The sequence below is a fragment of the Desulfuromonas sp. genome (assembly GCA_002869615.1).
In the GTDB taxonomy this organism is placed as follows: Bacteria; Desulfobacterota; Desulfuromonadia; order Desulfuromonadales; family UBA2294; genus BM707.
In genome coordinates this window covers 1-10,119 of the sequence record PKUH01000114.1, presented here as the reverse complement: position 1 = coordinate 10,119, position 10,119 = coordinate 1, and the positions used below count along the sequence as shown (strand labels likewise).

General features: G+C 51.3%; 10 protein-coding genes. All 10 read left to right on the top strand.

What is annotated here, in order from left to right:
* On the top strand, positions 1 to 255 hold a 255-nt coding region (locus tag C0623_14245), incomplete at its 5' end, for a hypothetical protein (GenBank protein PLX97919.1).
* A 27-nt stretch (positions 256 to 282) separates the two neighbouring features.
* Positions 283 to 648, top strand: a complete 366-nt coding sequence (locus C0623_14240; protein PLX97918.1) for a two-component system response regulator — start codon at positions 283 to 285, stop codon at positions 646 to 648.
* Positions 645 to 2,732 carry a chemotaxis protein CheA gene (locus tag C0623_14235; protein ID PLX97917.1) on the top strand — a complete coding sequence of 696 codons (2,088 nt, stop codon included), beginning with the start codon at positions 645 to 647 and terminating at the stop codon, positions 2,730 to 2,732. Before C0623_14240 ends, C0623_14235 begins: the two co-directional genes overlap by 4 nt.
* 265 nt (positions 2,733 to 2,997) lie before the next feature.
* Positions 2,998 to 4,617, top strand: coding sequence for a chemotaxis protein (locus tag C0623_14230; protein ID PLX97920.1), 1,620 nt, complete (start codon positions 2,998 to 3,000; stop codon positions 4,615 to 4,617).
* Between the two features lie 29 nt (positions 4,618 to 4,646).
* Positions 4,647 to 5,153, top strand: coding sequence for a chemotaxis protein CheW (locus tag C0623_14225; protein ID PLX97916.1), 507 nt, complete (start codon positions 4,647 to 4,649; stop codon positions 5,151 to 5,153).
* 126 nt (positions 5,154 to 5,279) lie between these two features.
* Positions 5,280 to 6,182 carry a chemotaxis protein CheR gene (locus C0623_14220; GenBank protein PLX97915.1) on the top strand — a complete coding sequence of 301 codons (903 nt, stop codon included), beginning with the start codon at positions 5,280 to 5,282 and terminating at the stop codon, positions 6,180 to 6,182.
* 45 nt (positions 6,183 to 6,227) lie between these two features.
* Positions 6,228 to 7,301, top strand: coding sequence for a chemotaxis response regulator protein-glutamate methylesterase (locus C0623_14215; protein ID PLX97914.1), 1,074 nt, complete (start codon positions 6,228 to 6,230; stop codon positions 7,299 to 7,301).
* A gap of 55 nt (positions 7,302 to 7,356) precedes the next feature.
* The gene (locus tag C0623_14210; protein ID PLX97913.1) at positions 7,357 to 8,232 is read left to right on the top strand and encodes a histidine kinase; all 876 of its coding nucleotides are present in this window, start codon (positions 7,357 to 7,359) and stop codon (positions 8,230 to 8,232) included.
* Positions 8,233 to 8,240: 8 nt separating this feature from the next.
* The gene (locus C0623_14205) at positions 8,241 to 8,756 is read left to right on the top strand and encodes a chemotaxis protein CheD (protein PLX97912.1); all 516 of its coding nucleotides are present in this window, start codon (positions 8,241 to 8,243) and stop codon (positions 8,754 to 8,756) included.
* A 31-nt stretch (positions 8,757 to 8,787) separates the two neighbouring features.
* On the top strand, positions 8,788 to 10,119 hold a 1,332-nt coding region (locus C0623_14200; protein PLX97911.1), incomplete at its 3' end, for a hypothetical protein.

Below are 10,119 nucleotides of genomic sequence, written 5' to 3'. Positions count from 1 at the left end.
GAGCTTCTGGATCTGGTTGCCGCAGGCGGCGACGTCACTCTCCGTTTTAAAGAGGTCGAGGATGTTGACCTCTCCTTTATCCAGATTCTTTGTTCGGCGCACCGCAGTCTGGTCAACAACGGGAAGACGATGGTCATTGACGGCCAGCTTCCCGAGAGCATGATGAAATTAATCGATGAGGCGGGGCTCAAAGTGCATATCGGATGTACGTTCGATAGCACCGTCGAGTGTCCCTGGCTCCAAAAAAACATTTAACGAAAATAGAGGTGAAAGGGGGAAGTTATGAGTAAAAGAATTATGACAGTCGATGATTCGGCGACAATCCGCCAGATGCTCAGTTTTACGCTGAAAGATGCCGGGTACGATGTGATTGAGGCTGTTGACGGTCAGGACGCCTGCGACAAGCTGAAGGATAATCCTGTCAGCATGGTTATCACTGACCTGAACATGCCGCAAAAAGACGGCATTGAGCTGATTCGTGAGGTCCGCAAGGATCCGGCAAACCGCTTCGTTCCGATTATTATGCTGACGACCGAATCTCAGGAGAAGAAGAAACAGGAGGGCAAGGCTGCCGGTGCTTCCGGCTGGATTGTCAAGCCGTTCAGCCCTGAACAGCTACTCGCTGTTGTCAAGATGGTGCTGGTATGATCGATAAAATCCTGGAAACATTCCGGGAAGAGTTCGATGAACTTCTGGTAGAACTTGAGCATTCCCTGCTCGAACTGGAAGACAATCCGGCTGATACCGATGCAATCGATTCTGTTTTCAGATCGCTGCATACCATCAAGGGATCGAGCGCCATGGCCGGCGTCGATATTATTTCAAATTTTGTTCATGAGATCGAAACGGCCTTCGAGCTGGTTCGCGATGGCGAACTGCAGGTGACGCGGAATCTGATTAATCAGACCCTCGCCGCCAAGGACCTGTTGAAGTCATTGGCCCATTCCCTCGATGATGATGAGCCGGCCGAACCGGCCGGGATGGCTGAAATTATTCAATGGTTCACCAGTGTTATCCCGAAAGAAGAGACGACAGCTCCGACCGCGAGCGATGAAACCCTGTCGGTTGAAGGTGCTACGACCTTTCGCATCAGGTTCAGGCCGGCTCCCGATATTTTCTGTAAAGGATTAAACCCTCTTTTTATCGTCCGCGAACTGAAGCAGCTTGGGAGTTGTCTGATTGTTCCGCAGCTTGACGAGATTCCCCCGCTCGAAGAGTTGAAGGAAGAATTCTGCTACCTCTACTGGGATATTATTCTGACGACAAACAAGGGTGTCGATGCGATTTACGATATGTTCATGTTTGTCGAGGACCACTGCACCGAGTTGAAGGTTGATCCGATTGACGACGGCGGCACCCTCGACCTCGAAGATGAATACAAGCGGCTTGGTGAAATCCTCGTTGAGCGCGGAGATATCAAGCCGGAAGAACTTACCAAGGCCCTGCAGGGCAAAAAACAGCTCGGCGAAGAACTGGTTGACTCGGGACTGGTGACGACCGGCAAGGTCGAAGCTGCTTTGACTGAGCAGCAACGGGTCAAGGATATACGACAGGTGCGCAAGCAGACCGAGATATCAAGCAGCATCAGGGTCCGTTCCGAAAAACTCGATAAACTGGTCAACCTCATCGGTGAAATGGTTACTGTTCAGGCCCGCCTCAGTCAGCATGCGTCCGGAGATGTCGACAGTGAACTGCATGCGATCTCCGAGGTCGTCGAAAGGCTGACCTGGGAATTGCGTGATGAAGTCCTGAATATCCGTATGTTGCCGATCGGTACAACCTTCAACCGTTTTCGCCGTCTGGTCAGGGATCTTTGCGCTGAACTTGACAAGGATATTAACCTGGTGACGGAAGGGGCGGAAACCGAGCTCGATAAGACCGTCATCGAGCGGCTCAATGATCCTCTGGTTCACCTGATCCGCAATTGTATCGATCATGGCATCGAATCTACAGCGGAGCGTAGCCGCTCCGACAAGCCGGCTACCGGAACAGTCCGCTTGACGGCCAAGCACTCCGGGGCCAACGTTATTCTCACCATTGCCGATGACGGCCGCGGTTTCGATCGCGAAGCGGTTCGTCAGCGTGCCGTTTCACAGGGGCTGCTTGCCCAGGACGTCGAACTTTCGGACAAGGACCTCTTTAACCTGATTTTCCTGCCGGGATTTTCGACAGCCGATACCGTTACAAATGTTTCCGGGCGTGGCGTCGGCATGGATGTTGTCAAACGGTCGATTGAAGAATTGCGTGGTTCGATTGAAGCGCACAGCGAACCGGGCAAGGGTGTTAAGTTCAGCATCAAACTGCCGTTAACGCTGGCGATCATCGATGGTCTGCTGGTGAATATAGCCGGTGAATCCTATGTCTTCCCGCTTTCTTCAGTTGAAGAATGTGTTGAATTAAAGCGGAAAGATGTGGCTGCCAATGATCGAAACCTCGCCAATGTACGGGGCGAAATCGTTCCTTACGTTCATTTGCGGGAGTATTTTTCACTGGCAGACGCGGAACGTGATATCGAACAGATCGTGATTATCAATCATGAAGGCGCGCGGGTCGGTTTTGTTGTTGACCATGTCATTGGCGAACACCAGACGGTTATCAAGTCTCTCGGTAAGATGTATCAAGGTATCAGCGGTCTTTCCGGCGCCACGATTCTCGGCGATGGCAAGGTAGCTCTGATTCTTGACCTGCCGCAGATTGTTGAGGCGGCCGCCCTGTTGGAAGAGGCAGTTTAATCGATACAATGTGCAGTCTTCCGTATCGAATCCCTGGGACAGTTGTACCGTATATTCAGTAGGTTGGGGAACCTGATCACTAAATGGAGGTTGTATGGTACTGAAAAACTTACGTGTTGGCAGGCGGTTGGGATTCGGCTTTGCGGTTGTCCTGGCCCTGATGGTCTTAACCATGGTGGCAACATTCTGGTCCCTGAAGACCGTTGATCGGGGCACCGAGCAGGTTGTGTCGGAAAGCCTGCCCTTTACATTACTGGCCGGCCAAATGGAATTTGCCGTTGTCCAGACGCAGCAACTGCTGACCGATGCCTCGGCAACACGCAATCGCGACGCCTACGCTGAGGCCGAAGATGTCGCCGGAGAGTTTAAGGCCGGTCTTGGCAGCTTTCGCGAAATGTTCAGGACAGAAAATGATCGCGAATCATTACGCAAACTCGACGACATTGAACAGGCCTATGACGAGTTCGTCGCTACCGGAACGCGAATGGCGGAAGCCTATATTTCTGGCGGAGTCGAGGCCGGTAATGCGGTCATGGCGGAATTTGATACTGATGCTACGGCTGTGGCCAGTTTGGTCGCAAGTTTCCAGCAGGAACAGGTGGATGAAATCAGGGCCAACAGTCAGAATATCTTGAGCTCTTCGTCTCAGGTCAAGACAGTTCAGCTGGTTCTGGGCAGTATCGCTTTATTCCTCGGCGTCGTTATTACGCTCCTGATCACCCGCAGCATTGTCAAGCCGCTGGCGATTGCTGTCGATACGGCAAAACGGATGGCGGTCGGTGATCTCGACATGCAGATTGTTGTCGATAGTGCCGATGAAACAGGGGTTCTCCTTGGCGCGATGAAGGAGATGGTTGATGCCAACCGTGATGTTGCCAGCATGGCTGAGCAGATTGCCGATGGTGACCTTACCGTTAAGCTGACACCCCGTTCCCAGGCCGATATCCTCAGTAAGGCTTTGATCCGCATGGTGAATAATTTAACCGAGGTCATCAACAATGTTCGCTTATCGGCCGATAACGTGGCCTCCGGTTCACAAGCGATGAGCGCCTCTTCCGAAGAGATGTCGCAGGGCGCTTCCGAGCAGGCCGCCTCGGCCGAAGAAGCCTCGAGTTCGATCGAGCAGATGACTGCCAATATCCGGCAGAATGCCGATAATGCCATGGAGACTGAAAAGATTGCGATTCAGGCGTCCGATAACGCCGAGAATGGTGGTAAGGCCTTTACCGAAACCGTCGGAGCGATGAAAGAGATCGCTGACAAGATCATGATTATTGAAGAGATCGCCCGCCAGACTAATCTGCTTGCTTTGAACGCCGCCATTGAAGCGGCCCGGGCCGGTGAACACGGCAAGGGTTTTGCCGTCGTCGCGGCCGAAGTCCGTAAGCTGGCCGAACGGAGCCAGATAGCAGCCGGTGAAATCAGCGAGATGTCGGTCTCCAGCGTTGAGGTCGCCGAAAATGCCGGGGCACTGCTCAGTGATATTGTGCCGAATATCCAGAAGACCGCCGAACTGGTTCAGGAAATTGCTGCGGCCAGCAAGGAACAGGATGCCGGAGCTGACCAGATCAACCGTTCTATCCAGCAGCTCGACCAGGTGATTCAGCAGAACGCCTCAGCCTCCGAAGAGATGGCGAGTACCGCTGAAGAGCTCTCGAGCCAATCGGAGCAGCTGCAGAACATGATCGCCTTTTTCCGCCTGGATGCGCAGTCGGTTTCATCAACTGTCAGGCCTGCTGGTCTGAATAGTCAGGGCATCGGATCGTCTCGTCAGCAGTCCCAAGCCGCTTTGCCGCAGGTCGACTCCAATAGAGCCGGTTCCGTTGCCAGGAATGGAATAGGTGAGAGCTCCGACGACCTTGATGATGATTTCGAGCGTTATTAATTAATCGCATTAAACAGGAGGCCTTATAAATGAGTGTTTCCGAGAAAACAGAAACTACCCAGTTCCTCACGTTTAGTCTGGCCGATGATATTTTTGCCATAGATGTTGTAATGGCCAAAGAGGTGCTCGATTTTTCTGAAGTGACCCGGGTTCCGCAAACTCCCGACTACATGCTCGGGGTGATCAATCTGCGCGGCAGTGTTGTCCCGGTTATTGATATGCGACTGAAATTCGGAATGGAAGGTGCCGAAAAAACCCGTGATTCGTGCATTATTGTTGTCGAAGTGAATATTGATGGCGAACCGATCACGGTTGGAGCCATGGCCGACTCGGTTCGGGAAGTCATGGATATGAATGAAAACCAGATCGAGCCGGCTCCGCGTATCGGCACCAGGTTGAATACCGAATTCATCAGGGGAATGGGTAATCTGGGTGGCAAGTTTGTCATTATTCTCGATATCAATAAGGTTTTTTCGGCCGATGATCTCGAATTTGCCCGTAGCGTCAGTGAAGAGGCGGAAAGCTCCCCCGAGTAAACGTGATGCCAGACGGCAAAATAGAACTGATGAGTCCGCGATGTCGCGATGTTGTGCGTTTCGACCGGCAGGCATCGACTGTCAATTAATCATCTTCCCTTGTATTGGTCAGGGAATGGGGTCAGGATGAAGGATCAGGAAACAGATAAATCTGTAGCAGAACAGCCGGCCAAACCGCTGGTGCGCGACCTCACCGGTTTGCGTATTTCCGATAAGGATTTCTCCCGGTTTGCTGCCCTGATTTACGAACAGTGCGGGATCAAGATGCCGTTGCACAAGCGGAGTATGCTGGAAGCGCGATTACGGAAACGGTTGCGCACCCTCGGGCTTGATTCCTATGAAGCATACCGCGAGTATCTGTTCAGCTCCGACGGCATGGTCGAAGAGTTGACCAATATGATCGACGTCGTCACCACCAACAAAACCGATTTCTTCAGAGAACCACGACACTTTGATTATATGATTGGAACCTCGGTGCCGGCCCTTATTGCAAAGTCGGGTGCCGGTATCGAAAGACCGTTGCGGATCTGGAGTGCCGGTTGTTCATCCGGTGAAGAGCCGTACACCATCGCCATGTTTCTCGAATCTTTTCTCTGGAACAGCAAAAAAATTGATTATCAGATTCTGGCGACAGATATTTCAACCCAGGTTCTCGAGAAAGCTATTCTCGGGATTTACCACCGTGACAAGATTGAGCCGGTGCCGGATGATTTCCGCAAAAAGTATTTATTGAAAAGTAAAAATCCGGAGTCGCGCCAGGTGAGAATCGTTCCGGCGTTGCGCGAAAAGCTGAAATTCTGCAGGGTCAATTTCATGGATTCATCATTCGAGGTTGGTGAAGCAAAGGATATTATTTTCTGCCGTAATGTCATTATCTATTTCGACCGTGCGACCCAGGAGCGTTTTCTGCACCGCTTGTGCCAATGCCTCAGGTCGGGCGGATACCTTTACATGGGGCATTCGGAAACTTTAAGCGGGATGCCGTTGCCTTTGAATCAATTGGCACCGGCAATTTATCAGAAGAAATAGATTGTACATATATTTGTTGCCGCTTGCTGTCGGGCGAGGTTTTTGATGTCGAAAAAAGTTATCAAGGTCCTGATTGTTGATGATTCTGCTGTTGTCAGGCAGGCCCTGAGTGAAATTATAAATAAGGAAGAAGACCTTGATGTTATCGGCACGGCGGCCGACCCGCTGATTGCCGCCAGTAAAATCGCCAAACAGATGCCGGATGTCATAACCCTCGATATTGAAATGCCGAGGATGGACGGCTTGACGTTTCTGCAGAGGATTATGACTCAACATCCGGTTCCGGTTGTTATCTGTTCAAGTCTGACCGTTAAAGGAGCAGATACGACCTTAAGAGCCATGCAGTATGGCGCCGTCGAAGTTATCAATAAGCCGAAAAGCGGCGCCCGGCAATTTTTCGAAGAATCACGTATTGTTATTTGCGACGCAATTCGGGCGGCTGCTGTTTCCCGGGTCCGGCGCTTGAGTGATACGGCCAAGGTGATTGAACCGAAATTGACGGCCGATGCGATCTTGCCCCAGCCCAAATCCGGACTCAGGCTCCAGACCACCCAGAAGATCATAGCTCTTGGTGCTTCGACCGGTGGAACCGAAGCTATCCGCAGCTTTCTCGAAGCACTTCCTTACGATGCCCCGGGGGTTGCTATTGTCCAGCATATGCCGGAGCATTTTACCGCCGCGTTTGCCAACCGGCTGAACGAAACCTGCCGGGTAACGGTCAAGGAAGCGAAGGATGGCGATACGATCATTCAGGGGCACGCCCTGATTGCACCGGGAAATCGCCATATGCTACTGCAAAGAAGTGGCGCGAAGTATTATGTTGCCCTCAAGGACGGTCCCCTGGTGAGTCGGCACCGCCCTTCTGTGGATGTCCTTTTTCGCTCTACGGCACGGTACGCTGGCAGCAATGCGATCGGTGTCATTATGACCGGAATGGGTGATGACGGCGCCAAGGGTATGCTCGAGATGAAACACGCCGGTGCGATCAATATTGCGCAGAATGAAAAGACCTGTATCGTTTTCGGGATGCCGAACGAAGCGATTAAACTGGGCGCAGTCGATATCGTTCTGCCATTGGACGCTATTGCCGAAAAGGTATTAAAGCTGGGACTCAACTAATTCATAATTACTTACAAGGAAATAGAGCTAATCCCGGGGAAGGAAATAAAGAGATATGAAACGATTGACAGACGATGAGTTGATCAAGGAACTTGAAGATCGGTTTGCTTTTAATCAGAAAGCACTGTCCGACCTTCAGGAAATGACCCGCAAGCTGGAAACCATGAATGCGAAACTGCAGGAGTCGGAGGCAGTAAAGAGCCACTTCCTGTCGAATATCCGTAATGAGATCAATAATCCATTGACCTCGATCATGGGACTTTCGCAGCAGTGCCTGTGCAGCCATCCGGATGATGAGCGATGCGGTTCCATTGCCAGGATGATCTATCTGGAAGCGTTTCATCTCGATTTCCAGCTGCAGAATATTTTTGTTGCGGCCGAGCTTGAAGCGGGGGAGGCCGGTCCGGCTTATGCCAACGTCGATGTGTCGACAATTATCGACCGGGTTGTCGAGACCTTTGAGTACCAGCTTGGCGAAAAGAAGATGAACATTACGGCTGATCGTGAAAAGCCGCTCTCCTTTTTAACCGACGCCAGAATGGTGCGCTTGATCCTGGTCAACCTGCTAGGCAATGCGGTTGAATTCTGCCCTGATAACGGCAATGTTTCAGTGGTCGCCGAAACGGATGCGGGGGTTCTGAAGCTGATTGTTAAAGATGATGGTCAAGGGATCCCCAAAGAAGACCAGGGGGCTATTTTCGATCGATTCAAACAGCTCGATGTCGGTACGACCAAAAACCATCGTGGTCACGGCCTCGGGCTGAGTATTGTCCGGTCGCTTGTTGAAATACTCGATGGCGACATCTCTATTGAAAGTGAAGAGGGCAAGGGATGCACGGTTACGATTACCTTTGAGGAACCGGATATTGATGTCAAGGATTCGGCGAGTGAAGGTAACATGTTTATTTTTGATGATGCAGAACAGTTCTGAAGGCGAAAATGGTGAACTCACTACACGATCAGAACACTAAAACCCATTACCTGTTTCCGGGCACCATTTTCGTGCACAAGGAACAACACCTGGTGACGACCGTTCTCGGCTCCTGTGTCGCTGTTTGTATCTGGCACCCGAAGGCTGAAGTCGGTGGAATTAATCATTACCTGTTGCCACTCTGGAATGGTGAAGGGTTGCCGACGCCGAAGTACGGAAATGTTGCCATCTCCCGATTGATCGATAAGGTTCGTAACCTTGCCGGCAGCGGCGACCTTGTTGCCAAGGTATTTGGCGGGGCTTCAATGTGGAGTCGTGCCGAAGGTGCCCTGGCTGTTGGTGAACGGAACGTCGAGTTGGCTTTGCGATCTCTCGAAGAGGAAAAGATCAAGATCGTCAGTCAGGATGTCTACGGTGAAATGGGCCGGAAGGTGATTTTTGACACCAAAACCGGGAATGTACTCCTGCGCCGTAATCCGAATGTTGCAATGCGGGCCCGGATGGAAAAAGGGAACGACAGGTAGTTTTCGTTTGTGCCAGGAAGAGACCAACTACATGTCGGAAGACTTTAAAAAATCGAATAAGACAGTTTACCGGTTCTCACTGGCTTTTGCCCTGGTCTGGACCCTGGTTTTTTTGATGTCGATCATCTTTTTTTCTGTCGATATTCATGTGAAAGCGAAAAACCAGGCGTTTGTCAGTGCTCAATCGATTGTTGAACGGGACATGTTGTACCGTAAATGGCTTTCCGGTTTCGACGGTCTTTATCTAAAGGAAAATCAGGCGACTCACGCTGATTCTCTCCCTTCTTTTGTTCATGACCAGGACGTTGAAACGGTCGATGGTCAACGGCTTGTCATGATTAGTCCGACCAGTATAACTCGCCTGGTATATGATTTCAGCAACCGCCAGTCGGGCATGATCAGCAAGATTACCAGCCTCGATCTGATCAACCCCGATAATGCTCCCGATAGTTGGGAAAAGGCAGCTCTTTCGCAGATGGGGAAGGGTCGGAATGAGCGGTTCAGCGAACTGGTCAGTAAAAACGGTATTCAATATGCGCGGACGCTTGTTCCGTTAATGTTCGGAGAGTCGTGTCAGGAATGTCACACCGATCTCGGTTCCAGGGCCGGTGATTTTCGCGGCGGTATCAGCGTCCAGGTTCCGTTCGAACCTTTTCTTGATCGGGAATGGAAACAGTCGGTTCCGGTGATCATGATGGCCCTGGTTCTCTGGGTGATCGGGCTCGCTGTTATCTTCTTTTTTTCACACAAACTGCGGCAACAGGTGTCGCTGATCGATGAAAATGAGCGCCAACTGAATATCGCTGAAACGAGCCTGCATTACCTCTCCCATTTTGACCAGAAAACCAACCTGCCGAATCGGGCCCTGTTCGATGACCGGCTGATTCAGGCCATAGCTCATGCCAATCGTCTCGGAAATAAGGTGGCCATCGCCGTAATGCAGGTCGCAAACTTCAATCAGATTTGTGATACCTACTCGGAATCGGTGAGCGACAGTCTTATTCGCCGGTGCGCCGAGACTGTTGCCGGCTGTATCAGACCGGATGACACGATTGCCCGATTCGGTCGTGAAAGCCTCCTGATCCTGCTCCCGAATATTAAGGTTCGCGAGAACATTGCCCGGGTAATTGACAAGGTGAACTCAGCGTTTGAAGAATCGATCGAAATCGGGGACAGGGAAGCCTTTGTTAATGCATCTTTCGGTGTAGCCTTATACCCTGAAGACAGTAAGGATCCGGGCAGTCTTGTTAAATACGCCGAGACTGCTGCCTCCCGGGCGGGTAGTCTGGAGCGTTCTAATCTCCAGATGTACTCAACCGAGTTGAATGATATGGCCCAGGAACAACTATTTCTTGAAACCGGG

Coding starts and splice junctions, on each gene's coding strand:
- C0623_14240 (PLX97918.1), top strand. CDS start 283: ATGAGTAAAAGAATTATGACAGTCGATGATTCGGCGACAATCCGCCAG.
- C0623_14235 (PLX97917.1), top strand. CDS start 645: ATGATCGATAAAATCCTGGAAACATTCCGGGAAGAGTTCGATGAACTT.
- C0623_14230 (PLX97920.1), top strand. CDS start 2,998: ATGGAATTTGCCGTTGTCCAGACGCAGCAACTGCTGACCGATGCCTCG.
- C0623_14225 (PLX97916.1), top strand. CDS start 4,647: ATGAGTGTTTCCGAGAAAACAGAAACTACCCAGTTCCTCACGTTTAGT.
- C0623_14220 (PLX97915.1), top strand. CDS start 5,280: ATGAAGGATCAGGAAACAGATAAATCTGTAGCAGAACAGCCGGCCAAA.
- C0623_14215 (PLX97914.1), top strand. CDS start 6,228: ATGTCGAAAAAAGTTATCAAGGTCCTGATTGTTGATGATTCTGCTGTT.
- C0623_14210 (PLX97913.1), top strand. CDS start 7,357: ATGAAACGATTGACAGACGATGAGTTGATCAAGGAACTTGAAGATCGG.
- C0623_14205 (PLX97912.1), top strand. CDS start 8,241: ATGGTGAACTCACTACACGATCAGAACACTAAAACCCATTACCTGTTT.